At 60.5% G+C, this 24,296-nt stretch carries 20 protein-coding genes; 14 read left to right on the top strand and 6 right to left on the bottom strand.

Annotated elements, in window-relative coordinates; translation table 11 throughout:
• Nucleotides 1–46: 46 nt before the first annotated feature.
• The gene (locus SCM96_03960; GenBank protein ID MDW7759778.1) at nucleotides 47–2,347 is read right to left on the bottom strand and encodes a TonB-dependent receptor; all 2,301 of its coding nucleotides are present in this window, start codon (nucleotides 2,345–2,347) and stop codon (nucleotides 47–49) included.
• A gap of 67 nt (nucleotides 2,348–2,414) precedes the next feature.
• Nucleotides 2,415–2,687 carry a hypothetical protein gene (locus SCM96_03955; GenBank protein ID MDW7759777.1) on the bottom strand — a complete coding sequence of 91 codons (273 nt, stop codon included), beginning with the start codon at nucleotides 2,685–2,687 and terminating at the stop codon, nucleotides 2,415–2,417.
• 121 nt (nucleotides 2,688–2,808) lie between these two features.
• On the opposite strand from SCM96_03955, the gene SCM96_03950 reads away from it, so the two are divergent.
• The 6 genes from SCM96_03950 to SCM96_03925 are packed head-to-tail and all read left to right on the top strand — an operon-like array spanning nucleotide 2,809 to nucleotide 9,567.
• Nucleotides 2,809–4,533 (top strand): ribulokinase, encoded by a 1,725-nt coding sequence (locus SCM96_03950; protein ID MDW7759776.1) that lies wholly within the window; start codon nucleotides 2,809–2,811, stop codon nucleotides 4,531–4,533.
• Between the two features lie 2 nt (nucleotides 4,534–4,535).
• Entirely contained in the window at nucleotides 4,536–5,234 is a 699-nt protein-coding gene (araD, locus tag SCM96_03945; GenBank protein ID MDW7759775.1) for an L-ribulose-5-phosphate 4-epimerase AraD, read from the top strand.
• Between the two features lie 10 nt (nucleotides 5,235–5,244).
• Nucleotides 5,245–6,726 carry a fucose isomerase gene (locus SCM96_03940; GenBank protein MDW7759774.1) on the top strand — a complete coding sequence of 494 codons (1,482 nt, stop codon included), beginning with the start codon at nucleotides 5,245–5,247 and terminating at the stop codon, nucleotides 6,724–6,726.
• 9 nt (nucleotides 6,727–6,735) lie between these two features.
• Entirely contained in the window at nucleotides 6,736–7,812 is a 1,077-nt protein-coding gene (locus SCM96_03935; protein ID MDW7759773.1) for an NAD-dependent epimerase/dehydratase family protein, read from the top strand.
• The gene (locus SCM96_03930; protein MDW7759772.1) at nucleotides 7,793–8,536 is read left to right on the top strand and encodes an SDR family oxidoreductase; all 744 of its coding nucleotides are present in this window, start codon (nucleotides 7,793–7,795) and stop codon (nucleotides 8,534–8,536) included. Before SCM96_03935 ends, SCM96_03930 begins: the two co-directional genes overlap by 20 nt.
• On the top strand, nucleotides 8,533–9,567 hold the full coding sequence (locus SCM96_03925) for an alcohol dehydrogenase catalytic domain-containing protein (GenBank protein MDW7759771.1): 1,035 nt from the start codon (nucleotides 8,533–8,535) through the stop codon (nucleotides 9,565–9,567). The genes SCM96_03930 and SCM96_03925 overlap by 4 nt, the downstream gene beginning before the upstream one ends.
• Here SCM96_03925 and SCM96_03920 read toward each other — a convergent pair whose 3' ends face one another.
• Nucleotides 9,568–10,776: a glycosyltransferase family 4 protein gene (locus SCM96_03920; protein ID MDW7759770.1), complete on the bottom strand. Its 1,209-nt coding sequence runs from the start codon at nucleotides 10,774–10,776 to the stop codon at nucleotides 9,568–9,570.
• Nucleotides 10,777–10,881: 105 nt separating this feature from the next.
• On the opposite strand from SCM96_03920, the gene SCM96_03915 reads away from it, so the two are divergent.
• From SCM96_03915 to SCM96_03890, 6 genes are all read left to right on the top strand, one after another.
• A complete protein-coding gene (locus tag SCM96_03915; protein ID MDW7759769.1) occupies nucleotides 10,882–12,384 on the top strand; it encodes an oligosaccharide flippase family protein in 1,503 nt (500 codons plus the stop codon).
• On the top strand, nucleotides 12,384–13,610 hold the full coding sequence (locus SCM96_03910; GenBank protein ID MDW7759768.1) for a cation:dicarboxylase symporter family transporter: 1,227 nt from the start codon (nucleotides 12,384–12,386) through the stop codon (nucleotides 13,608–13,610). Before SCM96_03915 ends, SCM96_03910 begins: the two co-directional genes overlap by 1 nt.
• A complete protein-coding gene (locus SCM96_03905) occupies nucleotides 13,607–14,716 on the top strand; it encodes a hypothetical protein (protein MDW7759767.1) in 1,110 nt (369 codons plus the stop codon). Before SCM96_03910 ends, SCM96_03905 begins: the two co-directional genes overlap by 4 nt.
• Nucleotides 14,717–14,963: 247 nt before the next feature.
• Nucleotides 14,964–16,220, top strand: coding sequence for an FAD/NAD(P)-binding oxidoreductase (locus SCM96_03900; protein MDW7759766.1), 1,257 nt, complete (start codon nucleotides 14,964–14,966; stop codon nucleotides 16,218–16,220).
• A gap of 16 nt (nucleotides 16,221–16,236) precedes the next feature.
• Nucleotides 16,237–16,554, top strand: a complete 318-nt coding sequence (locus SCM96_03895) for a TusE/DsrC/DsvC family sulfur relay protein (protein ID MDW7759765.1) — start codon at nucleotides 16,237–16,239, stop codon at nucleotides 16,552–16,554.
• A 10-nt stretch (nucleotides 16,555–16,564) separates the two neighbouring features.
• Nucleotides 16,565–17,032, top strand: coding sequence for a DsrE/DsrF/DrsH-like family protein (locus SCM96_03890; GenBank protein ID MDW7759764.1), 468 nt, complete (start codon nucleotides 16,565–16,567; stop codon nucleotides 17,030–17,032).
• On the opposite strand, the gene SCM96_03885 is transcribed toward SCM96_03890, so the two are convergent.
• Nucleotides 17,025–18,200 (bottom strand): proline dehydrogenase family protein, encoded by a 1,176-nt coding sequence (locus SCM96_03885; GenBank protein ID MDW7759763.1) that lies wholly within the window; start codon nucleotides 18,198–18,200, stop codon nucleotides 17,025–17,027. The two genes, SCM96_03890 and SCM96_03885, sit on opposite strands and share 8 nt — an antisense overlap.
• 121 nt (nucleotides 18,201–18,321) lie before the next feature.
• On the opposite strand from SCM96_03885, the gene SCM96_03880 reads away from it, so the two are divergent.
• Complete coding sequence (locus tag SCM96_03880) at nucleotides 18,322–19,830, top strand: M28 family peptidase (protein MDW7759762.1); 1,509 nt, start codon at nucleotides 18,322–18,324, stop codon at nucleotides 19,828–19,830.
• A gap of 111 nt (nucleotides 19,831–19,941) precedes the next feature.
• Nucleotides 19,942–20,859: a cation diffusion facilitator family transporter gene (locus SCM96_03875; GenBank protein MDW7759761.1), complete on the top strand. Its 918-nt coding sequence runs from the start codon at nucleotides 19,942–19,944 to the stop codon at nucleotides 20,857–20,859.
• 72 nt (nucleotides 20,860–20,931) lie between these two features.
• Here the strand turns inward: SCM96_03875 and SCM96_03870 are convergent, their stop codons facing one another.
• Nucleotides 20,932–23,295, bottom strand: a complete 2,364-nt coding sequence (locus SCM96_03870) for a glycyl radical protein (GenBank protein ID MDW7759760.1) — start codon at nucleotides 23,293–23,295, stop codon at nucleotides 20,932–20,934.
• 5 nt (nucleotides 23,296–23,300) lie between these two features.
• Nucleotides 23,301–24,206: a glycyl-radical enzyme activating protein gene (locus tag SCM96_03865; GenBank protein MDW7759759.1), complete on the bottom strand. Its 906-nt coding sequence runs from the start codon at nucleotides 24,204–24,206 to the stop codon at nucleotides 23,301–23,303.
• Nucleotides 24,207–24,296 lie beyond the last annotated feature (90 nt).

Below are 24,296 nucleotides of genomic sequence, written 5' to 3'. Positions count from 1 at the left end.
TCTTGAATCCGCATTATAAGCCCAACCCCCCGGGAATGCAATTCCACTAGAAATTGAAGGTGAAACCGGCGGTGAAGGAGCGGGGCTTTGAAGGGCCGTAAAGGTATCCGGCATCGCGGTCGGGACCACGGTCGAGATCGCGCTGGAAGGCATTCAAAAGATTGAAGACTCCGGCGAAGATCTTGGCCGAAAACCCGTCGGAGAACTTGATTTCCCGGGAAAACCGGGCGTTCAGCATCCAAAAATCCTCCACGATCTCAAGGCGGGCCTCCTCGATATATCCGGCGAAATGCGGAACGCTCATGGGCCCGGTATAATCCAGGGACAGTTCGAGGTCGGCCAACTTATTGTTTTCCCAGGCAAACTGGAAGAAACCGTAGACATCGGGCGTACGGAAGAACCGCAGGGATTCGAAATCAGGCTCGGGGTCGTCCAGCCGGCTGCGTTGAAACGTCCAGCCGGTATTGATCCGCCACCCCGAACCGGACAACAATCCGAATTCCAGGGATACGCCGGCCACTCGGGCGCCCGGACTGTTGATCCGTTCAAAGGCCAGGACGTTCTCCCGGGTATCGGAATCCTGCTGTTCCATGACGAAGGCGTCGCGAAGAACCGTGAAGAACCCTTCGGCGCTCAACTGAAGGAGATGGGTCCCGACCTGGCGGCCGAAATCGAATCCGGAGCTGAGGCTGAGGGACTGCTCCTCCTTGAGGTCGGGAGCGTTTCGAATCACCACGCCCTGCCCGCCGACCTGAGTGATGTGAAGGTCCTCGTCAAACACTTGGGGGGCCCGGAACCCGGTCGACAATGTCGTCCGCCAGCCGAGGTCCGGAGTGAGGTTGGCCAGGAAGCTGAAGCGGGGATTAAAAATAAGGCGGTCAATCAGGGAGTGTTGCGTTGCGCGGAGACCGGCCAGCAGGGACAGCGTCCGGCTGATTCTCATGTCGTCCTGGATGAAGACGCCGATTTCACTGTAGGTGTCGTCGATGACGCGGCCGTAGCCGAGGGCCCTGTCTTCCAGGCGCTCGCTCTTGGCCTGCACACCGAACGACAGGAGATGCCCGCGCGATTGCCGGTTGAACTGGCCGCTGAAAATCAGGAGAGGATTCCGGGTCGAACCGTAGGCGTTGAGGTCCTGTCCGGATCCATAATAGGATTCTCGGGCGGCGTCCAGATAGGAAAATCCGACATTGTAGAACATGCGGGTGGAGAGATACTGATTCCACTCGAGCGAAAGGCCGGTCATGTTGGATTCGACGGCTTCGGCGATATCCGCCTGGTGAGGTAAAAGATCGAAGGCGTTGCCGCCGCGGCGGTTCTCGACGATGCGGGTGACACCGAGTTTGAGCTTGCCCCGGACGCCCGGCGCATCCTGATAGAGGTTGAAACCGAAACTTGTCGCCTTGAGTTTTCCGATTTCGCTGAAGCCGTCGCCGTTGACGTCGACGGGGCTTCGGTTTCGGGCATTGGCGAACAGAAAGCCCTTTGTGGTTCCCGAGGGGCTGGTCAGACTCGAGTGAAAACCGAAGTTCGAAAACGGCCGGCCGTCGATGGCCTCCTGTTGAAAGCTGAGAGACGCGCCGTTCTCGTGAGGTTCCTTCGTCAGCACATTGATGACGCCGGCAACGGCGTTTCCGCCGTAGAGGGCCGACCCGCCGCCTTTGACGACTTCAATGCGGTTGATCATCTCGGCCGGAATCTGCTCCAGGCCGTAGACGCCGACCATGGATCCGAAAACGGGCGAATTGTCGATCAGGATCTGGGTGTATTTCCCCTCCATGCCGTTGATGCGAACCTGGGTGAAGTTGCAGTTGAGGCAGTTGGTTTCGACCCGGAGACCCGTCGTGTAGGCCAGGGACTCGGCCAGTTGCGTGGCTTGGCGGATTTCGATTTCGCGGGCGCCGATAATCTGGGTTTTTACGGGAACTTCGGCATAAAGCCGCGGCGTCCGCGTGGCCGTAACGACGATCTCTTCGGCGGGAATCCGGGGCAGGACGGCTTCGAATTCGTCGATATCGGCGGACAGCTCGAAAAGCTCCGACCGGAAATCCATGTGCCCCGGAGCGTACACTTCGACCTGGTATCGACCCGGAGGGATTCCGGAAATTTCGAAAACGCCGTCGGCTCGGGTTTCGACCGATTTCGGAAACGGCGGGATCAGGACGACGGCGCCGGCAAGCGGCTGTCTGTCCGCATCGATCACCGTTCCCCGAACGGACAGATGCCCTTCGGCGCCGTGGCGGGCACCCAGGCGCCGGCGCTGTTGATCCTCATCTGCAGCGTGTGCGAACGACGCAGCCAAACCGGCGGCCAGGCAAAGAAGAAGAATTTTTCTCGCGATTGTCATCTTGGACCTCCTTATGGAATCAAGGAACTCGGGTTTTCCGTCGAGGTGACGGAGCGGGAGAAGGAGGTCAGGCGAGAGGCGGACCGCGCGGCGATGCGCGATGAAGGCCGTCATTTTCAAAAAGGACGATCTCTTCGGAAAAAACGACCGATGTGCAGGTGCAGATGATGGGCAGGGCGAAATGGACGGCCGTCGTGCTCAGGGAGCATTTCTGGAAATGGCAGGCCGGGCAATCGTCCCTTTCCTGGATCGTCGTTTCGATGTGGAAGAAGTTGCCGAAAAGAGAAAGGGCCAGAAAAAGTCCCAAAGCAGCGACGTCGATGGTTTTGCGAAACTTCATTTCTACACCTGATATATTTTATCCGGTCGCCGCACTGTTGTCAATTCTCTCTGATGCCGTGTTGTCCGGGCGGGCGGATTATGATAAAGATGAGACGGAGAAATGTCCAGGAGGTTCAGTCATGAAGCGGCAGACGGCCTATAGTCTCGGACTCGACTTCGGCACAAATTCCGTACGGGCCCTCCTTGTCGATATCCGCAACGGACGGGAAGTCGGAACGGCCGTCCACGGTTATGCGTCGGGTCAGGAGGGCATTCTCCTCCATCCGGCCGATCCCGACCTGGCCCGCCAGAATCCCGCCGACTATCTTGCGGGCATGGAGACATCCCTCGCCGCAGCCCTCAAGGCGGCCCGGAAAAACGACAAGGCTTTCGATCCCGGCCGGATCATCGGCATCGGCGTCGACACCACGGGCTCGACGCCGCTTCCCGTCGATGCGGCGGGCGTCCCTCTTTGTTTTCGCGCCAAGTTCCGCAAAAACCTCAACGCTATGGCCTGGTTGTGGAAAGACCACACGGCCCATGCCGAAGCGGCGGAGATCACCCGTCTCGCCGCTGAAAAACATCCCGAGTATCTGGCCAAGTGCGGCGGGACTTATTCCTCGGAGTGGTTTTTCAGCAAAATCCTCCATTGCCTCCGGATCGATCCGGACGTCTTCGCCGCCGCCCATTCCTGGGTGGAATGCTGCGATTACATCCCGGCCGTTCTGACCGGCGTCAAAACGGCGGAAGACATCAAGCGCAGCCGCTGCGCCGCCGGCCACAAGGCCATGTTCAACGGAACCTGGGGCGGGCTTCCTTCGGCCGATTTTCTGTCCGCGCTTCATCCCAAACTCGGCCGTCTTCGCACCCGCCTTTACGACCGTACCGAGACCTCGGATGTTCCGGCCGGAGGACTGACGAAGACCTGGGCCGCTCAACTCGGTCTGCGCGAGGGAACGCCCGTGGCCGTCGGCGCCTTCGACGCTCATCTCGGCGGAGTGGGCTCGGGCGTCGCCCCAGGCGTCTTCGTCAAGATCGTCGGCACCAGCACATGCGATATCGCCGTCTGGCCCGAAAGCGAAAATCTTCCCGACATCCCCGGTCTCTGCGGCATCGTCGAAGGCTCGGTTCTGCCCGGATATCTCGGTCTCGAAGCGGGCCAGTCGGCGGTCGGCGACATTTTCAACTGGTTCGTCAACACGATTCAACCGGGCGGCCCGAAAAAAGGCTCGCATGACGCACTGACGCGCCGCGCCGCCCGGCTTCGTCCCGGGCGCTCGGGACTTCTGGCTCTCGACTGGAACAACGGCAACCGGACCGTTCTCGTCGACCAGCGCCTGACCGGCCTCCTCGTCGGCCAGACCCTCCACACAAAGCCTGAAGAAATCTACCGCGCCCTCATCGAGGCCACGGCCTTCGGAGCCCTGACCATCATCCGGCGATTCGAGGAATACGGGGTGGCCGTCCGTGAAGTCGTCAACTGCGGCGGTATCGCCGAAAAAAACCCCCTGGTTATGCAGATCTACGCCGACGTGACGGGTAAAGAAATGAAGATCGCCCGCTCGGTCCAGACCTGCGCCCTGGGCGCGGCCATGGCCGGAGCCGTCGCCGCCGGCGAGGAACGAGGCGGGTACGCCCGTTTCGAGGACGCCCAGGCGGCCATGGCGGGCGTCCGGAAAAAGACCTTCAAGCCCAATCCGGAGAATCACGCCGTCTACAGAGAACTTTTTCTTTTATATAAGAAGCTTCACGATGCATTTGGAACGAAGGAAGGAGACGGCCGGTTATATCCCATCATGAAAGACCTTCTCGATATTCGGGATCGAAAACCGGGCGGGAAGAAACCCCGGCGCCGAAGGAAATGACCGTGTTCGAAGAGCTGAAGGAGCGCGTCTGGAAGGCCAATCGGGATCTGATCCGCCATGATCTCGTCATCCTGACCTTCGGAAACGTCAGCGGCACAGACCGGACCGCCGGCGTTGCGGCCATCAAGCCGAGCGGCGTATCTTATGAAGACATGACGCCGGACGATATCGTCGTCGTCGACCTCGAAGGAAAAACCGTCGACGGCCGCCGGGCGCCGTCTTCGGACACGGCCGCCCACCTGGAAATCTACAAGTCCTTTTCCGAAGCGGGAGGGGTCGTCCACGCCCACAGCCCCTACGCGACGGCTTTCGCCCAGGCCGGCCGCGAAATCCCCTGCCTGGGGACAACGCACGCCGATCATTTTCACGGGCCCGTCCGCCTGGCGCGCCCTTTGACGAAGAAAGAGGTCGAATCGGAGTATGAAAGAAACACGGGTCGGACCGTCGTCGAATCGTTCCGCGGGCGCGATCCCATGACCGTTCCGGCCGTTCTGGCGCCCGGCCACGGCCCCTTTGTCTGGGGACGGACGCCGGAGGAGGCCGTCCAAAACGCCGTCGCCCTGGAATTTACGGCCCGCGCCGCCTTTCTGGCTCTGACCCTGAATCCCGAAGCGGCCGCTCTCCCTGAGTTCATTCTGAACAAGCATTACCAAAGAAAGCACGGCCCCCGCGCCTATTACGGACAGAAGAAGGAGTCTTGAGATGAAAGCCCTGATCAATATTCCCGATGTCCTCGTCGGACTTGTCGCCGTCAGCCGCGACTGCTTTCCCATCGAACTCTCCCGAACACGGCGGGCCCGAGTCGCCGAGGCCTGCCGGGCCAAAGGCCTTCCGTTCGTCGAACTCGAGACCGTCGTCGAAAGCGAATCCGACGCCCTCAAGGCCCTGGACGAGGCCCGGAGCCGCGGCGCGAATGCGCTCGCCGTCTATCTCGGGAACTTCGGTCCGGAAGGGCCGACGACCCTGATGGCCCAAAAATTCGGCGGGCCGGTCATGTTCGCCGCCGCCGCCGAGGAAACGGAAGCCGATCTCGTCGGCGGCCGGGGCGATGCCTACTGCGGTCTTCTCAATACGTCCTACAATTGCGGCCTGCGCAAGCTGCGGCCGTTCATCCCCGAAACTCCGTTCGGCCTGCCCGACGCGATCGCCGGCATGATGGACGATTTCGTTCCGGCCGCGCGCGTCGTCCTCGGCCTCCGCGGTCTCAAGATTTTCGGCTTCGGACCGCGGCCCCAGGACTTTCTGGCCTGCAACGCGCCCGTCAAGCCCCTTTATGACCTGGGGGTCGAAGTCATGGAAAATTCCGAACTCGACCTCTACGACATCTTTCTCAAAGCCGAGGGCCGGCCCGAGGTCGAGGACGTCGCCCGCGACATGGCCGAAGAGCTGGGCGCGGGAAACACCTACCCCGACCTTCTGAAAAAACTGGCCCGATACGAAACCGCCCTCATGACGTTCATGGAAACCCATCTCGGCGCCTCGGCCTACGGCGTTTTCGCCAACAAATGCTGGCCGGCCTTCGAAAGCTTTTTCGGTTTCGTCCCCTGTTACGTCAATTCCCGGCTGGCCGGACGGGGCATCCCCGTCGCCTGCGAAGTCGACATCTACGGCGCCCTCAGCGAATACATGGCCGTCTGCGCGACCGGTCTCCCGGCCACGCTCCTCGACGTCAACAACACCGTCCCCTGCGATATGATCGTCGCTTCGGCCGGAGCGTTTCGCGGCTTCAAGCCGACCGACCTTTTCATGGGCTTCCACTGTGGAAACACGCCGGCGCCTTGTCTTGTCGACGGAGCCATGAAGCACCAGCTTATCATGCACCGGCTGATGGAGCCGGAGAATGATCCGGACATCACGCGCGGCACGCTCGAAGGCCGGATCCGTCCGGGAGGCATCACGCTGTTCCGCCTTCAGTCGACGGCGGACACCGTTCTCCTTTCCTATATCGCCGAGGGCGATGTGCTGGATGTCGACCCGAAATCCTTCGGCGGCATCGGCGTGTTCGCCGTTCCCGAAATGGGACGCTTCTATCGCCACGTTCTGATCGAAAAGCGCTTTCCCCACCACACGGCGGTGGCTTTCGCCAAGGCGGGACGGGCTCTTTGGAACGCGCTTCGGATGCTGGGCGTCGAGGATGTTTCCTTCAACCGGCCGAAGGACCTGCCCTACCCCACGGAAAATCCGTTTGGCTGAGGCCCCACCGTGAGCGTTTCGACATCCATGGAAGAGAAATTCCGGACGCGAAGCGGGGAAGCGGCCCGGGGACCGGCCGTTCTGATCACCGGGGGACACGGCTTCCTGGGCCAATATGTCGTCCGGGCGCTTCTCGAGGAGTTTCCCGGGGCGGTCCTCACCATTCTCGACAAGCAAGGCCCCGCCATCGATCTTTTCGGGCTGAGCGAACGGCCGGAGATATCGACCGTCCTTGCGGACATCACAAGCTACACAGCCATCGAAAGCGCCTTCGCCGGAAAGGACGCCGTCATTCACCTGGCCGGTCTGGTGACGACGTCGCGAAAGGACCGAAAGAGTCTTCTCGCCGTCAACGTGGAGGGGACCCTCAATGTCCTCCGGGCGATCGCCGCCCATCATGTCTCCCGCTTGGTTCACGTCAGTTCCGTGGCCGCCGTGGGATACAACGGCAACAGGGGACAGCCGGTCGACGAGGATTTCGCCTTCGACTGGAAAATCGCCCGCCGCCGGAAAAAATTCTACATGTTGACCAAGCACCTGGCCGACGAGGCCGTCCTTCAGAGCATGGCGGAGGGGTTGGACGCGGTCGTTCTTCATCCGAGCCTGATGTTCGGCCCCGGCGATCTTTCCAATTCGGCCCGATTCATCCGGGCGATGCAACAAGGACGCATCGCCTTCAACATGCCCGGGGGGATGAGCGTCATGCATGTCCGGGACGCAGCGGAGGGAATCCGGGCCGTCATGAAAAACGGCGTGCGCCGGGGGCGCTATCTCCTCTCCGGAGACAACCACACGTTCCGGGACATCAACCGGATCACGGCTGAAGAACTGGGGGTTCGTCCGCCCCGATGGAACGCACCCCGGGCCGCCGGCCCGTTTCTCTATCGATTGGCGCGCTTTCTGGAAGCCGCCAGCCCGAAAAAAATCGAAGTCACCGCAGAAGATGTCGACAATTGTTTCAGGTTCCGCTACTGCGACAATTCCCGGGCCCGCAAAGATCTTCAGTGGCGGCCGTCCGTTTCTTTTCCGGAAACGATTCGGGAAACCGTCGACTGGCTGAAAACCCATGGGTTTCTTGACGGATAAGGTCCTGATCGTCACCGGGGCCGGTTCCGGAATCGGCTCGGCGGCGGCCCAAGCCTGCGCCCGGCGCGGCGCCGCCGTCGTTCTGGCCGGGCGGCGGGCGGACAAACTGGATCTTGTGAGGGAGAAACTGACCGGACACGGTTTCCGGGCCGCCGCCGTTCCGGCCGACGTCACCCGGCCGGAGGACGTCCGGCGCCTTTTCGATGAAACGGAAAAGATTTTCGGCCCGGTCGATATCCTCGTCAACAACGCCGGGCGGGGCCTCAAGGCCGACATCCTCGAAATCCGGGATGAAGACTGGCGAGAGGTTCTCGACACCGATCTGACGAGCGTTTTTCTCTGCTCGCGCGAGGCCTTGAGACGGATGATCAAAGCGGGCCGCCGCGGACACATCATCACGGTTTCTTCCATCGCCGGACTCTACGGCACAGGCGGATACGCCGCCTACTGCGCGGCCAAGCACGGCGTCACGGGCTTTCAGCGTTCGCTCAAATGGGAAGCTCGAAAACGCGGCGTCAAGGTCTCAACGGTGTTCCCCGGGCGTGTGGATACGGAGTTTTTCGACGTTTACTCCAAGCGGCCCGGTCAGAGACAGATGCTTCCGGCCGCCGCTCTCGGCGAATACATCGCAGCCATCGCAGAGCGGAAGCCCCTGAAACGCCAAGCCCTCCGGATCTTGAATATCGGGAGAAGAGTCGTTCGTCTGGCTGGGATCGACTCGTGAAGGCCGCCGTTCTCGCCGGCCCCAGCCGCATCGAAATCCGGGACATTCCCAAGCCGGAAATCAAAGATCCCCGGGATGTTCTTCTGCGTGTTGTGCGGGCCGGGATCTGCGGGAGCGATCTGCACTATTATGTCCCCGGCTATTTTGAAGCGGGCGGCGTCGCCTATCCGCTCGTTCCCGGACACGAGTGCACCGCGGTCATCGAGGAGATCGGGAGCGGCGTGTCTCGCCTGAGACCCGGGATGCGGGCGGCCGTCGATCCCGCCATCGCCTGTGGACGATGCGACCAGTGCCGCGCCGGACGGCCTCATACCTGCCGGAATATCGGCTTTCTCGGTTTTCCCGGACAGCTCGTCGGCGGACTGGCTGAGTTCATCTCCGTCCCCGAGGCCAATGTCTTCCCCCTGCCGGACGGCGTGAGTTTTGAGGAGGGCGCGCTCGTCGAGCCCCTGGCTATCGGCATGTATGCCGTATCTCTGGCCGGCGGAACGCCGGGAAAAAGCGTCGGGATTCTGGGCGCGGGACCGATCGGGCTCTGCGTGCTTCTTGCCGCGCGCGCAGAGGGTTGCGGTCCGGTTTTCGTGACCGACAAGGTCGAAGACCGCCTTAGGGCTGCGGCCGAAACCGGCGCGTCATGGACGAGGAACCCGGATGATGTCGATATGGCTGAAGACATCCCGGCCCGCGAGCCGGCCGGACTCGATCTCGTCTTCGAATGCTGCGGTGATCAGGCGGCTCTTGACCAAGCCCTGGCCGTTCTCAATCCGGGCGGCAAACTCCTGGTTCTCGGCATCCCTCCGGCTTCACGAATTTCCTTTGATGCCGGCCGCCTGCGACGGCACGAGATCTCAATCATTCACGTCCGCCGCCAGAACGGCTTCACCGGCCGGGCCGTCGAGGCCGTCGCCTCCGGGCTTATCTCCCCGGCCTTTCTGGCCACCCACCAGTTCCCTCTGGACCGGACACAGGACGCTTTCATTCTGGCCGCCTCCCGCGCCGACGGCGCCCTTAAAGTCATGGTTTCGCCTTAATCACAGCCGCCCGGCCCGCTCGCCGAGCTCGCGGATTTTTTGATAAACGGGCTGCAGGACACGGCGGGGCGTAAGCTCCTTGACGGATTCGAGGCAGCGGGAGACAGTGTAGATATCCGGGCGACTGAGAATCCTGTCGAGGGCATTGCCGATGTCCTCTGCCGAGGCGTCGACGATCTCTCCAGAAACTCCGCTCCTGACAAAGCAACGAACTTCGCCGACGTCCGTGGTTACGACGGGAATTCCACTGCCGAGGGCCTCCAGGACTGAACGCGGTCCGCCCTCGGTCAGGCTGGTCGAGACAAGGATGTCCGCGGCCCGATAAAAATCCGCCAAAGCCTTCTGCGTCATCTCGCCGAGCAGAAAAACATCGTCCACCAGTTCTTCCCGGCGGATGGTTTCGGCGATCCGCTCCCTGAGATTGCCTTCACCGATGATGAGAAGCTTTCCGGCGCCGCCCGCCCGGCGAAATTGCCGGAAGCCGGCGACGGCCAGCCGGGGGTTCTTGACCTTTTGAAGCCGTCCCGCGAAAACGATCCAGGGGTCATCGATTGGAAGAAAAGGACGGATCTGCCGGAGATTTTCCCGGGCGGAGCGTTTCGACTCGGCGGAGGGGAAAAAAAGCTCGGGATCCACCCAAATCGAAACATAGGCGAACTTGCCCGTCGCCCGGGGATGGCGGCGCATATAGTGCTCCAGACTCCTACGGTTGTTGACGAAAACCATATGGAGACGCCGGAAAGCCGCCTTTTCTAAAAGCGAATAGGCATGCGGCCAGCGGGACCACAGGACTTCGGTCGCCCCGGCGGCCGTTTGGCGGGTCATATCCGAATGAATGAATCCGATCTTGGGGTCGGTCCTTCCCGGAAAAGCAAGCGATGGCTCAATTCTGTTGAAGACGAAAACGCCCGGAGCCGGACGGACACGGCGCAGGAGAAGAGCCAGGCTGAATTTCAGGGCAAGGGGGATAGGATCTTTCTCGTTTTCGTTCCTTTTTTCGAGAACGGGAACAAACGAGAAAGATTTCGCTCCGAACGCAAGAGTCCGCCTTTTCCAGAGAGGCCGATTCCGGCGATCAGACGTGATGCCGAAGAAATCGAAATGGAAATCCGGGGGAGAATGGGCGATGAGTCCTTTGAGAAACGTGACCACTCCGCCGATTTTGGAACCCAGCGGATCCATCGGGTAGACGATGACGACATGGAGCATCGGAAAAGCTGAATGTACTTCAGACCGCGAGATCTGTCAACGAATCCGGCACACCTAAAACACCTTTCATGAAATGCTTTTCCGGAATCATGAGATTCGAGTAAAATGAAGGCCATGCCGGCCGAAGGTTCTCCCGAAAATCTCGGTTTATCCGTGGTTAAAGGCGCATCATGGATCGCCGTTTTGAGAATCAGCGCCGGGATTCTGAGGGCCGTCCGGCTGGCCGTGCTCGCCCGTCTTCTCTCCCCGAAGGATTTCGGGACCTTCGCCGTGGCCCTTCTGACGGTGGATTTTCTGACGACGTTTTTTCACAGCGGATTCATCCAGGCCCTGATCCACAAGAAAACCGATACGAAGCTTTACCTTGACACCGCCTGGACCATCGGAATCATCCGGAGAGGTTTTTTGGCCCTGTTCCTATTTGTCCTCGCCCCCCAGGCCGCCTTGTTTTTCAATACGCCGGAGGCGGCACCGGTCATTCGGCTGCTGTCGGTATCCTTTCTCTTCCGGGCGGCGGCGAATATCGCCGTGGTTTTTTTCGAAAAAGACCTCGCCTATCATAAATATTTCCGCTATGAATTCATCGGGGCGGCGGTCGACTTCACGGTCTCAATCAGTACCGCTTTTTTGCTGAGAAGCTACTTGGCGCTGGCCTGGGGTTTCCTGGCGGGAGTCGCGGCTCAGAGCGCGATTTCCTATCTCATGTCGCCGTACCGGCCGAGACTCCGGTTGGATTTCGCCAGAGCGAGCGAGCTTTTCCGGTACGGAAAATGGATTGTCCTTTCAGGGATTCTTCTCTATTTCGGGGCTAACCTTGGGCAAATCTTCGTCGGCCGGCTTTTGGGAACCGCCCTGTTGGGCCTTTTCCTGGTGGCATCGAGAACAGCGGACTTGGCGACGGGCGAAATCAGCCGTATCGCAACCCGGGTGGTTTTTCCCGCCGTGGCCAAGATCCAGGACGATGCCGCACGCCTTCAGTCCGCCTGGTTCAGGGTCCTCGGGACGGTCTGGACCGTCGCCCTTCTCCCGGCAACGATCCTCCTCTGCTTGACCCCTGAAATCACGTCCGTACTCCTCGGTCCTCAGTGGCTCGAGGCCGTTCCGGCCATTCGGCTATTAACCGTGGCCGGAGCTGTCATGGCCGCGGCCCAGGCGGCCAGTCCGCTTTTCCGGGGAACCGGATCTCCTCGAAACGACGTGCTCATGCACTCCGCCAGGGTTCTCGTTCTGCTGTTCGTTCTTTATCCGCTCTCCCGGAGATGGGGAATTGCCGGAGCCGCTTTCGGCGCCGGACTCGGCGCGGCGGCGGCCGCCGGAATCGCGCTTCTGTTGTCCCAAAGGACCCTTCGTGTCTCCGCCCGAAGATATTTCGAGGCCATCTGCCCCCCGGCTGCAGGCGCCCTGGTCATGGCGGGTGTCATCCTTCTGATTCGAAGCGCCTTCAAGACCGAACCGGCCTTGACTTTCCCGACGGCCGCGATGACGGCGGCGGCCGCCGCCGCAGGAACGGCGGCCTACGGACTCATACTGGTCCTGATCTCACGGATCCGTCCGGAATGGAGCATCTTGAAATTCCCGCTTCCAGGATTCCGAAGAAGGGCGCTGTGATGAACACGCGGTATCTGACCCTCGGTTCGATGAGCGGCCTCATCGCGGGCATCGCTCTCGGTCTAGCCGCCTATGCGAAACAGGACGCCGGTCTTCTGACCGCGTCACGCTTTTTCGAAGCCTTCGGAATGCTCTGGACGAATTGTCTCGGCCTTCTCGTCGCTCCGATGATCTTCGTCTCCGTTTTTCTGGCCGTTTTGTCCTTCGCCAGGACAAGCACCGCGGGGAAGATCGGCATCTCGGCATTCCTTGTCCACGCCGTCATTCTGGCCGTGACCGCGCTCCTTACCGTCACGATCAGCCTGTGGATCGTTCCCCGGCTACCGGTCGGCTTGCCCGCACCGGGAGCAAGTCTTGAGCCCGTCCCGGACTCCGGCGACACCCCTCGGCTCCCGGGTGGTTTGGCGGCCGTCGTCACTCTGGAGCCCGTCATGAAACCCGTGAGGGACAATCTCCTCCCGGTCATTGCCGTGACATTTCTCCTGGCCCTGGCGTCCACGCGCCTCGATAATAACCGAAGAAAGGCTTTGACGGATTTTTTCCGCCGGACGGCCTTGCGGTTGACCGCTCTGCTCAACGGAATTCTCCTGCTTCTCCCTGCGGCCGTCTTCGGCCTCTCCTTCGCCCTGGCCGCCGAAACGGGTCTCTCCCTCGCCGGTGTGGTTACGGCATTCATCATCCTGACAAGCCTCCTGCTGATCCTCTATACCCTGGCGCTTTATATCCCCGCATCGGTCGGAGGCCGCATCCCCCTCCGGATATATGCGGCCGCGCTCTGGCCTTCCCAGGCCGTCGCCGCCGGAACTCGATCCTCCCTGGCCTGCCTGCCGACTCTTCTTGAAGGAGCCGAAAAACTCAACCTTCCCAAACCTGCGGCCGGTTTTGTCCTCCCTCTTTCGGTCTCCACATTCAAGCTCACACGCGCCGTTTCGAGTCCTCTCAAGCTTATCTTTCTCGCCCACGTCTACGGGATCGATCTTTCTCCGGCCACAATTGCCGGTTTTGTGGCCACATCGCTTTTCCTCAGTTTCAGCACACCCGGCATTCCAAGCGGGGGAACATACACGATCCTGCCTCTTTATCTGGCCGCCGGCATCCCCATGGAAGGAATCGTGCTGCTGAAAGGCGTGGACGCCATCCCGGATATCTTCAAGACCATTCTGCACGTTTCCGAAGGCATGGCCGTCACTTCCATCGTCTCGCGGAAGGAACGGAAAATTCCATGATTCATTATCTCGTCACTCGGGATGAGAACCGGGGCATCACCCGCTACCTGGCCGGGCGCGGAAAACCTCTGGCCGGATTCCTGCGGATCCTCTATCTCGATGATTTGCACCGTTTCCCAAGCTTTCCGTGCGGAACCTTTATCTTTTCCAACCTCGATCACCTGTCTCCGTTCCAGCGCGATGTCGCAGGTCAAGTCGCCCGGAGTCTTTTCCGGAGCGGCCCAGGACTGAAAATCTTGAACCATCCCGATCGGGTTCTCTTGCGGTACGAACTGCTTTGCAGGCTCCATGCCCTCGGCATCAATCGATTCCGGGCCGTTCGGGCCTCCGAATCCCTGGATTCGCTCAATTACCCGGTCTTTCTCCGGGCTGAAAATCATCATCTGGGTGCGTTGACGAATTTGCTTCCCGACCGTGCATCCCTTGAGCGGGCCATCCGCGAAAAAATGATTCTGGGATATCGCCGGTCCGAGCTTCTGGCCGTCGAGCTCTGCGATACATCAGACGGATCCGGCCTATTTCGGAAGTACTCGGCCTTCAAGATCGGCAATAGGATTGTGCCCCGCTACGTCAATATCAGCTCTCACTGGGTCGTGAAGTTCGAAGCTTGGAGCCCTGAAATCGCCGGCGAGGTCCTGGACTATCTCGAAAACAATCCACATGAATCTTTGCTTCGGGAGATCTTCGACATCGCCGGCGCGGACTACGGGCGGATCGATTACGGGATGCAGGACGGCCGGCCCCAAGTCTGGGAGATCAATCTGAATCCGCTTTTCGGGCGGGGTCGGTTGAAATCCGAATCCGGAGCAGCGGGAAAAACGGATATCATGAACAGGCTCGAAGAGGCTAAGAATATCATCCACGTCCGCCTGTTGGAGGCGTTTCGGGAACTGGACGACCCGGACGGCTCTGAAAGGGAGGCCGTTTTGGATATTCCCCGGAAAACGCTTCGGACACTGAAAATCTCCCTGGGAAAGCAGACTCAATCCCAGTTCCGGGCTTTCATGAACATGAAAAGAAAACCCTGGTCTTACGTCCGGAGAAGTCTTGACGGGGCTGCCGCTGCCATCGTCAAAGCGGAAGCACTCCTCAAGTGCCGCCGCTGATCAGAGACTCCGTCACCTGGCGCGGCGAAGGATGCGATCCTTTTTCCGACTTGGCCGCGGACCGAATCTATGCCGGGGTCCGGTTTGGCAACCTTAAACAGGCGGGATTACGGCCGAATTGAGGGCTTGTCCCTCATTGAATGATGATCGGCAGATGCTCGATTCTCCGGGAAATCAAGGCTCTCTGCAGGCTCTGGATTGGTTTCGATAAATAATATATAATTGGTCGGGATTAAAGGAAGCCGACATGCCCGCACGAAACAAGCATCTCCTCATCCTCGGGGCCGGGACGGCGGGGACCGTCGTCGCCAACCTCATCCGCAGGCGCCTTCCGGAGGCGGAATGGGCCGTGACCGTCGTCGACAGGGACGACGCCCACTATTACCAGCCGGGGTTTCTGTTCATCCCCTTCGGTTTCTATACGCGGGCGGATATCGTCAAGCCCAAGTCGAAATTCCTGCCCAAGGGCGTCCGTTTCGTCGTCTCCGAAGTCGAGACCATCCGGCCCGAGGCGAGCGAGATCGTCTTCCGCGACGGCGTCCGGATGCCCTATGACATCCTTGTCGTCGCAACGGGCGCCGAGATCGTCCCCGGTGAAACCCCCGGCCTTCTTGAAGGCTGGCGCAACACGATCTTCGATTTCTACACGCCGGACGGTGCCGAAGCCCTGGGGGAAAAGCTCCGGTCTTTCCCCGGCGGCACGATCGCCGTCCATGTCAACGAAATGCCCATCAAATGCCCCGTCGCCCCCATCGAGTTCGCCTTTTTCTGCGACTGGTGCCTGACCCGCCACGGCCGGCGCGGGGAGATCGACATCGTCTACGTCACGCCGCTCGACGGCGCCTTCACCAAGCCCGTGGCGGCCGCGGCGCTGGCCGGACTGCTCGAGGAAAAAGGCATCCGCATGGTGACCGAATTCAACGCCGAGCGAGCCGACGCGGCCGGCCGGAAGCTCATCGGCTTCGACGGCCGGGAAGTCCCTTACGACCTCCTGGTCACGGTTCCGACCAACATGGGTGATGCCCTGATCGAGAGGTCGGGAATGGGCGACGAGTTCCGCTTTCTACCCACAGATCGTCATACACTCCGATCCAAGGCTTACGAAAACATCTTCGCCATCGGGGACGCGACCGATTTGCCGACTTCCAAAGCCGGATCCGTGGCCCATTTTCAATCTGATACCCTGATCGAGAACATCCTTCGAACCGTCGCCGGACGTCCCCTGGAGCCCGGCTTCGACGGCCATGCCAACTGCTTCGTCGAGACGGGGCGCGGAAAGGCCGTCCTCATCGACTTCAATTACGATGTCGAACCGCTTCCGGGACGGTTTCCGTTTCCAGTCGTCGGCCCGATGCCGCTGCTCAAGCCCAGCCGGATCAATCATTGGAGCAAGCTCGCCTTCCGCTGGATCTACTGGAACGTTCTTTTGAGAGGGCTTCCCATTCCTTTCGTCCCCGCCCGGATGCGCACAGCCGGCAAGAAGCGCCCAAAATCGAAGGCTTAACGGCAAGGAGGAATCAATGCCCCAAAAACAATTCGGAGCGGCCGCCGCCGACGTCGATGCCGAGGGTTTTCTGACCGACTTTTCCCAATGGACACGCGAAATCGCCGAGGCCGTTGCGGCCGAAGAAGGCATCCCGGCACTCACGGCGGACCATTGGAAGGTCATCGAGTTTCTGCAGAAGGAGTTCCTGGAGAACGGGCAGGTGCCAAGCGTCCGCCGTCTCAACAAATCGGGTGTTGTCGGCACCAAGGAACTTTATGCCCTCTTTCCCGGCGGTCCGGCCAAAAAAGCGGCCCGGATCGCAGGGCTCAAGAAGCCCGAAGGCTGCGTCTGAGGAGAGAACCATGGATGACAAGATCCGCAAACTATCGATCATCATATCCAAGGGCGGACTGGACGGCGTCTACCCCGGGCTGATCATGGCCAACGGTGCCCGCCTGGAGGGCATCGAGGCCAATCTGTTTTTCACCTTCTTCGGCCTCGACGCCGTCATAAAAAAAAGAATGGGCCGAATCAAGATCGCCACGGTGGGCAATCCCGGCATGCACATGCCGACCCTCCTGGGCATGCTCCCCGGGATGTCGGCCATGGCTACGGCCATGATGAACAAGACCATGGACAAGCTCGATATCCCCCCCGTTCCGGAGTTTGTCGAGATGGTTTCGGACGCCGGCTGCCGGCTTTTCGCCTGCAAGGCGACCGTCGACATGTTCAAGCTGAAGATGGAGGATTTCTGCCCCCAGGTCGAGGCCGTGATCAACGTCGGGCGGTTCTACGAGCTCGCCGCCGGAGGCCAGATCATCTTCACCTGACCGCGGTGCGGGCGACTTTCCGTCTCTTCCGTTCCTCGCTCAGCAACCTCAGTTCGCGGCCCGTCTGTCCGGCCACGGCCGTGTTTTCCTCGGCCCGGCGGAGGAGATACGGGAGAACGTGTTTCACGGGTCCGTAGGGAATGTACTTGGCGACGTTGTATCCGGCCCGGGCCATGTTGAAGCTGATGTGGTCGCTCATTCCGTAGAGCTGGGAGGACCAGACCCGCGGATCGTTCGGCGGCAGGCCCTTCTTTTTCAGGAGATCCATAAGGTGGAGGCAGCTCGCCTCGTTGTGTGTGCCGTTGAAGACCGAAATCCTGTCGATGTGTTCGACGCAAAAGGTCAGGGCGTCGTCATAGGCCTTGTCGGTCGCCGGCTTGTCCGGATGAATGGGTGAGGGATATCCGAGTTTTTCGGCCCGGGCCCGCTCCTTCTCCATATAGGCGCCACGGACGAGTTTGATGCCCAGAAAATAGTTGCCTTTTTCGGCGGCGGCCAGGGCCTTCCCGAGGAACGACAGCCGGTCGTGCCGGTACATCTGCAGCGTGTTGAAGACGATGGCCTTTTTCGTGTTGTAGGTCTCCATCAGGCGGTGCACGAGGTCGTCGATCGTGGACTGAATCCAGGTCTCCTCGGCGTCGATCATGATGGGCTTGTCTCCTTCCCAGGCGGTTCGGAACAATGTCTCCAGGCGTTTTTCGAACTTGGCCGCCTCGGCTTTTTCCGCCTCGGTTCTCAATTCCCCCGCCGCGGCCTTTTCGAGAATTTCGAAAGGCGCGAAGGCCGTCGGCTTGAAGACGGCGAAGGGGATGTTGCGATCGGCCACCGCATGCCGCACGGCCCGCAGCGTCTCATCCAGGGCGGCCGTGATGTCCTCCTCCGATTCCTTGCCCTCGACCGAATAGTCCAGAATGGACCGAACGTTGTGGGCGGCCAGGCGCTCGACGACGGGAGCGCAGGATTCCAGCGTCTCCCCTCCGCAAAAATGGGCGAAAATCGTCGGTTTCACCATCCATTTGATGGGAATGTGAAGGAATCTTGCGATGGCCAGAAGAACCTTCCCGAACTTGACCAGACGCGGGAACGAGACCGTCTTGAACAGCCACCAGGCCTTGAGGAGTTGCCCGTCGGACTTAATGATGAAAGCGGTTTCCGTGTTGTTGAACATTGTGGGAGATACGATAGCCTGTCCCGATGCAAAATGCAAACGGCCGAAGCCACACCCGGGCTTGTCTTCCCGGGACCGAAGCTTTATAGTGGATTCTTAGGATCGAGGAGGAAACGTCGCCATGAAAAAATCTCTTTTTCTGACCCTTCTGATCGCCCTGGGTGCCGCACTTCCCGCCGCTCAAACGCCCTCGGGCATTTCCGACGCCGAACGGGACATGCTCCGGATTTTTCACACGATTTCAAGCCACGACATTCTGGACTATGCCGTCAAGCTGAGCTCGGAGAAATACGACGGACGCCCCGCCGGGCATCCAGGCTATATCGAAGCCGCCCGCTGGGTCGCCGACCGTCTCACCGAATGGGGCATCCGTCCGGGCGGGGACGACGGAACCTATTTCCAGTGGTTCGACAAGCCCTATGTCGAAGTCCTGAGTCCCGGCGGTCTGTCCATCCATGTTCCGGGACGGGGCGGCGAGACGCTCACGGTCGCTTATAAATTCCCCGATGACTATTACCCGGGCTACAATTCCGGCTCCGGCACGGTTTCGGCGGACGTCGTATTCGCCGGATTCGGCATCACGGCGCCCGAACTCGGCTACGACGACTATCAAGGCGTCGACGTCCGCGGCAAAATCGTGCTGGTTGACGCCGGCGTCCCCTACGCCGGAAACGACCCCGACGAAATCACCCGCTGGGAACCTTACAGTTATCACCAGCACAAGCTCGACAATGCCGCCCGCCAGGGCGCATCCGGCCTTCTCTACATCGGCAAAGCGGCCAATCCGAACACCTCCTACAATCCCGGTCTGATTTACGTGCATCCCGACATGCCCGTCGTCGACCATCTCTTCTTCGGAACGGGAAAAACCTATCCGACCGTCAAGGAAAGCCTCATCAAGACCCGCCGCCCGGCCTCATTCAACATGGGAAAAAAGGCGACCATCGACGCCGAAACCGTCTTTCATCCCGACCGGAAAACCTGCAATGTCATCGGCATCCTCGACGGCGCCGATCCCGTCCTGAAGGACGAGGTCATCATCGTCGGCGGCCACCTCGACGGCATCGGCACTCTGGCCGGCCTGTTCATGCCGGGCGCCCTGGACAACGCCTCGGGATGTGTCAACATTCTCGGCGCGGCCCGAGCGCTGGCCGCCCTGCCCGTCCGTCCGGCCCGGTCCATCATGTTCCTGTTCATCGGGGCCGAGGAAAGTGGGCTGCAGGGCTCCATTCACTACACTCGGAATCCGGTGTTTCCCAAGGACAAGACCGTGGCCTTTTTCAACCTGGACATGGTCGGGACGGGGACGGGCCTTGTACTCGGCGGCGGACAGTCCTTTCCGGAAATTCTGAGGCATTTCGAAACGGCCAACAACCGGTTCATTCACCGCGACATGAGGGCGACCGAAGCCCGGAAACCCATCGGCCGGCCGCGTTCCGACGGCGTCATCTTCAGCCGGGCGGGATTCCGGACCCTGAGCATCGGAACCATGGGGACCGACAAGACGATCTACTACCACGATCCGCTGGATACGACGAACACGCTGACGCCGGAGCTTATGGAGGATGTCGCCAAATGGATTTACCTGGCCTTCGCCGGAATGGCTTCGGACCCGGATCTCGAGCTTTAGCCGTCTTGTCAACGGGCCTTTGAATACGGCATTCCATACCGACCCGAATCTTGAATTTCGGGCGATCGGAAGGCTTATGATAGACTTCATTTTTTCTTTTGGGGACATTCGATGAACACAACGGCGCGCGAAATACAAAATTCGCAAGTGGCCAAAGTCACATGGGTCGGCCTTATCGTCAACCTGGCTCTCGCCGCTTTCAAATTCACAGCCGGGATCATCGGGAGGAGCCAAGCCGTCACGGCCGACGCCGTTCATTCCCTTTCCGATGTTTCGACCGATGTCGCCATCCTGGTCGGGGGGAAGTATTGGTCCCGGCCTCCCGACAACACCCACCCGCACGGCCATAACCGGCTGGAAATTCTGATCACGACGGGCATCGGTCTGGTCCTGATCGCAGTCGGTTGCGGCATCGTTTGGAATGCGATCACGACGCTTTCTGAAAAACACGACGTCTCTCCTCCCGGCACGATCGCCGTCATCGCGGCGGCCGTTTCCATCATCACCAAGGAGATTCTCTGCCGATGGACGATGGGCAAGAGCCGGGATCTGCGGTCCATGCCGCTTCTGGCCAACGCCTGGCATCAGAGATCGGACGCCCTGAGCTCCCTCCCGGCGCTCATCGCCGTCGCCGTGGCCCGGATCAAGCCGGAATGGGCCTTTGTGGATCACATCGGCGCCGTCGTTGTCTCCCTATTCATTTTCCGGGCGGCCGTCAGGATTCTGCGGCTCGAGCTGGACAAACTCCTCGACGGGGCCGCCCCGGCCGAGACCGTCGCCGCCATCCATCGCATCGCGGGAGCCGTCACAGGCGTCCGACATGTGCACGGCGTCCGGACCCGCTACGTCGGCGGATCTTACGTGGCCGTCGATCTTCACATCACCGTCGATCCCGAAATGCCGGTGAGCCGGGGACACGACATATCCGAGGAGGTCAAGGATCACCTGATCGAAGGCGGCCTGGAAATCGTTGATGCCGTCGTCCACCTCGAACCCGACGACGTCCGCCCGGTCGATCCGCACCCCTAAACGCATTGCCGATCCGGCGCTTTTTCCGCACCCCGCCGGAACCGGCGCGGGTGCGCAAGCTGAGATGGCCGGTCAATAGTCGTGGTGTTCGGTGCGCTGGATGATCTCCTCCTGAAGTTCGGCGCTGCAATCGACGAAATAGTCGCTGTACCCGGCCACGCGGACGATGAGGTCGCGGTGCTTTTCGGGATGCTTGCGGGCCTCCTTGAGGAGATCGGCTGTGACGACGTTGAACTGGATGTGGTGGCCGTCCATGCGGAAGTAGGACCGGACAAGCTGCGCGAGCTTCCACAAGCCGTCTTCATCTTCGAGAAGCTGGGGCGTAAATTTCTGGTTGAGGAGCGTTCCTCCGGTCCGGATATGGTCCATCTTGCCCACCGACTTGATGACGGCCGTGGGTCCGTGACGGTCGGCGCCCTGGACGGGCGAGATGCCTTCGGAGACGGGCTCGCCGGCCTTCCGGCCGTCCGCCGTCGCCCCCGTCACCTTGCCGAAATAGACGTGGGCCGTTGTGGGCAGGAGATTGATCCGGTAGCGCCCGCCTCGCGGCGTCGGCCGCCCGTCCACGGCCTCGAAATACGTCTCGAAGACCCGTGTCATGAGGGAGTCGGCTGCGTCGTCGTCGTTTCCGTATTTCGGCGTCTTGTTGAGGAAGATCCGCCGCAGGTCCTCGCGGTTCTCGAAATTCCGGTCGAGGACGTCGACGAGTTCGGTCAGGGCGACGGTTTTCTTTTCAAAAACATGGTGTTTGACGGACGCCAGAATGTCCGTGATCGTGCCCATGCCGACGCCCTGAATATAGTTCGTGTTGTACCGGGCGCCTCCACCGTGATAGTCCCTCCCCCGGGCGATGCAGTCCTCGATGAGAAGCGAGAGAAACGGCGCCGGAAGAACATCCATGTAGAGTTTCTCGATGACGTTGCTGCCGCGGACCTTGATGTCGGCGAAATGCCGGATTTGCCGTCCGTAGGCTTCGAACACATCGTCGAATGTTGCGAATGACGACGGTTCGCCTGTTTCGAGCCCGATTCTCTTTCCGGTCCGCGGATCGAGCCCGTTGTGAAGCGTGATCTCAAAGATTTTCGGCAGATTGAAATATCCCGTGAGAATGTAGGCCTCGCGACCGAAGGCGCCGGCCTCGACGCAGCCGCTGGCGCCGCCGGCACGGGCGTCCTGGACGGATTTTCCCTGGCGGATGAGTTCCTTGACGATGGCATCGGTGTTGAAAATCGACGGCTGGCCGAATCCCGTTTTGACGATCTTGAGCGCCCGCAGCAGAAACCGGTCCGGACCTTTGGCGCTGATCTGGACCATGGAGCTCGGTTGCAGAAGGCGCATCTCCTCGATGACGTCGAGGATGAGATAGGAGAGGTCGTTCACCGCGTCCGTGCCGTCCTCCTTGAGGCCGCCGACGTTGATGAGGGCGAAGTCGGTATAGGTGCCGCTTTCTTCGGCCGTCACCCCGACCTTGGGCGGCGCGGGCTGGTTGTTGAACTTGACCCAGAAAGCCTGAAGAAGTTCCCGGGCGCTTTCGACGGTCAGCGTTCCCTCGTCCAGACCGGCTTTGTAGAACGGCTGGAGATGCTGGTCGAGACGGCCGGGGTTGAAGGAATCCCAGGTGTTGTACTCGGTGATGACGCCGATATGGACGAACCAATAGGCCTGCAGGGCTTCATGGAAATCCCGAGGCGCCTCGGCCGGAACGCGCTCGCAGACCTCGGCGATTTTTTCGAGTTCGGCTTTGCGGAGAGCCTTCTTTTCCCCGGCGGCAAGATCGCGGGCGGCCGCGGCGTGGCGACGGGCGTAGGTGACAAGCGCGTTCGCGCAAACCGCCATGGCCCGAAGCTCCTCCTGTTTGTCGAGAGCCTCGGGATCGTTGAGAAAATCGAGGCCGGCCAGGGCGGCCGCGATGTCGTTCTTGATCTCAAGCAGGCCCTTGCGATAAATCGTCCCGCCCAGAACCGTGTGTCCCGGGGCCCGCTGTTCCATGAACTCGGTGAAGACTCCGGCCTCGTAGGCGTCTTTCCACTCCGGCGTCATCTCGGCGAAAATGCGGTCCCTCATGGACCGGCCCTTCCAGAACGGGATGACCGTGTCCTTATACACTTTTTTCGTTCCGGCATCCACGGCGAAGGAGGTCTTGGGCCGGCTGTTCAGGATATCCAGATCCTCGAGGCTGTGACAGGTGACCTCGGGATAAGTCGGGGTCGCTTTGGGGGCCGGACCGCGTTCTCCGACGATGATCTCGCCGTCGTTGATGCAGACCGCCTTGTTTTCCATGATGTGCCTGAAGACCCGGGCTCTCTGCATGGGGACGGAAATCCCGCGTGACTCGGGACTTGCATAAAACTCGGTGACCAGCCGGGCTCGTTCCGAGCTGATCGAGGGCGGCGCGTCCAGGGATTGCTGCCTGAGTTTTTGTATTCTTTCGTTCATGGTCGTCATCCTCCTGTTTTGACTGCTAATCCGCGGTCCCGGTAAAGATCCCGAATCTCCCGGATTCTCTCCGGCCGAAGTGCGGGGAACTCCGGAAAAGCCGAGGCCTTTCCCAGTTTTTCGGCCTTTTCCACGCCGCCCTTGTGATAGGGAAGAAGATTCACGGATCGAACCGTTCCCAGGGAGACAATGAAGTCGGCCATCCGCCCGATCTCGTCCGCGTCGTCATTGACGCCGGAAACGAGGGGAACGCGGATGTTGACGGGCGGCCCTGATGAGGCGGCCCATTTTAAATTGTCAAGAATGAGGCGGTTGGAAACTCCGGTCGAATTCCGGTGCCGGGAATCATCCACCGTCTTGAGATCGAACAACAGAAGATCCGCCCGGGCGGCCGTCCGGCGGAAGACATCCTCCGGCGCATAGCCCGAAGTGTCCAGAACGGAATGAATGCGCCTTTGCCGGAGAGCATCGAGAAACGCCCCGGCGAATTCGTGTTGCAGCAAAGGCTCGCCGCCGGTCAGCGTGACGCCGCCTCCGGACTGGTCGTAGAAAATGCGGTCTTTTTCGACTTCGTCCAGAAGCTCGAAAAGACCAATGGTCCGCCCGGCGATCTGGAGCGCGCCCGTCGGGCAGGCCTCAACGCAGGCGGCGCAGGTATCGCAGAGATTGTGATCCACAACCACAGACCCGTCCTTGTCTTTTCGCAGCGCCCCGTGCGGACAGGTTTCAAGACAGGCGTAGCATCGGGCGCAAATCCCAGGCCGCGTCAGCAGTTCCGCTCGCGTCTCCACACCCTCGGGATTGTGACACCAGCGGCAGCGCAGGGGACAGCCCTTGAAAAAGACGGCCGTCCGGATGCCGGGACCGTCATGCACGGCATAGCGCTTGATGTCGAAAATTGAAGCTTTCACGATCAACCCTATCTTCATCTTCTTTTTTCGTTCCTAATATATCACATATCAGTGAGCAAAACAATACCGGAAATGAACTTTTTTCGGGTC

Source organism: Acidobacteriota bacterium (assembly GCA_033549365.1).
In the GTDB taxonomy this organism is placed as follows: Bacteria; Acidobacteriota; Aminicenantia; order Aminicenantales; family Saccharicenantaceae; genus JAWSUF01.
This window is presented reverse-complemented; position numbering and strand designations above follow the sequence as displayed.

Excerpts from the sequence above, each read along its gene's own strand:
- SCM96_03960 (MDW7759778.1), bottom strand. The coding sequence starts at position 2,347 with ATGACAATCGCGAGAAAAATTCTTCTTCTTTGCCTGGCCGCCGGTTTG.
- SCM96_03955 (MDW7759777.1), bottom strand. The coding sequence starts at position 2,687 with ATGAAGTTTCGCAAAACCATCGACGTCGCTGCTTTGGGACTTTTTCTG.
- SCM96_03950 (MDW7759776.1), top strand. The coding sequence starts at position 2,809 with ATGAAGCGGCAGACGGCCTATAGTCTCGGACTCGACTTCGGCACAAAT.
- SCM96_03930 (MDW7759772.1), top strand. The coding sequence starts at position 7,793 with ATGGGTTTCTTGACGGATAAGGTCCTGATCGTCACCGGGGCCGGTTCC.
- SCM96_03920 (MDW7759770.1), bottom strand. The coding sequence starts at position 10,776 with ATGCTCCATGTCGTCATCGTCTACCCGATGGATCCGCTGGGTTCCAAA.
- SCM96_03915 (MDW7759769.1), top strand. The coding sequence starts at position 10,882 with ATGAAGGCCATGCCGGCCGAAGGTTCTCCCGAAAATCTCGGTTTATCC.
- SCM96_03910 (MDW7759768.1), top strand. The coding sequence starts at position 12,384 with ATGAACACGCGGTATCTGACCCTCGGTTCGATGAGCGGCCTCATCGCG.
- SCM96_03905 (MDW7759767.1), top strand. The coding sequence starts at position 13,607 with ATGATTCATTATCTCGTCACTCGGGATGAGAACCGGGGCATCACCCGC.
- SCM96_03900 (MDW7759766.1), top strand. The coding sequence starts at position 14,964 with ATGCCCGCACGAAACAAGCATCTCCTCATCCTCGGGGCCGGGACGGCG.
- SCM96_03895 (MDW7759765.1), top strand. The coding sequence starts at position 16,237 with ATGCCCCAAAAACAATTCGGAGCGGCCGCCGCCGACGTCGATGCCGAG.
- SCM96_03890 (MDW7759764.1), top strand. The coding sequence starts at position 16,565 with ATGGATGACAAGATCCGCAAACTATCGATCATCATATCCAAGGGCGGA.
- SCM96_03885 (MDW7759763.1), bottom strand. The coding sequence starts at position 18,200 with ATGTTCAACAACACGGAAACCGCTTTCATCATTAAGTCCGACGGGCAA.
- SCM96_03880 (MDW7759762.1), top strand. The coding sequence starts at position 18,322 with ATGAAAAAATCTCTTTTTCTGACCCTTCTGATCGCCCTGGGTGCCGCA.
- SCM96_03875 (MDW7759761.1), top strand. The coding sequence starts at position 19,942 with ATGAACACAACGGCGCGCGAAATACAAAATTCGCAAGTGGCCAAAGTC.
- SCM96_03870 (MDW7759760.1), bottom strand. The coding sequence starts at position 23,295 with ATGAACGAAAGAATACAAAAACTCAGGCAGCAATCCCTGGACGCGCCG.